General features: G+C 66.1%; 1 protein-coding gene. It reads right to left on the bottom strand.

The window, feature by feature from the left end:
* Positions 1–625 (bottom strand): MFS transporter (locus tag AC0L3P_RS39980; protein ID WP_473309459.1); only part of this gene is annotated, 625 nt, incomplete at both ends.

Here is a 625-nt window from a genome sequence, read left to right as displayed (position 1 = left end):
CACACCGTAGAATGCAAACATCGAGATGGCTGCGAGCACCACGCCGGCCAGGAACAGACGCTTTCGTCCGATGCGGTCGGACCAGGCGCCAATGAGGGGCATCGCAACGAGCCCGACGAGATTGGCGAACAGCACGGCCTGCGTGATGACGTCCTTCTGGACGCCGAGCTGACGGGTCGCGAAGGAGATGGTGAAGATGGCCGTCAGATAGAAATAGGATGTCTGCGCCATCTCGGCGAAGAACACGATGAGGATCGGCCGCCAGTGCTCCCGCACTGCTTCGACCACAGGCGCTGCTTCAGTCGTCTTCGCCTTTCGGAACGTCGCGCTCTCCTCGATGCGCAGGCGCATGTAGACGCCGAGCGCGACCAGCACCGCGCTGATCAGGAACGGAACGCGCCAGCCCCATGACAGCAGGTCCGCTTCCGGCAGCCGCGAGATCGTGAGCGCCGCAAACGAGGCGAGCACGACGCCGACAGGTCCTGCGGCCTGGATCACCGCGGCCGAGAACCCGCGCCGGTGGCCGGGCGCCGTCTCGATCGCCATCAGGATCGCCGCGGTCGACTCGCCGCCGAGCGCAAAACCCTGGAGGAAGCGTAGCATGACGAGCGCGACCGTCGCGGCC

It is taken from the genome of Bradyrhizobium sp. WSM4874, assembly GCF_055811835.1.
Note: the sequence above shows the minus strand (reverse complement) of the source record. Positions and strands in the feature narration are given on the sequence as shown.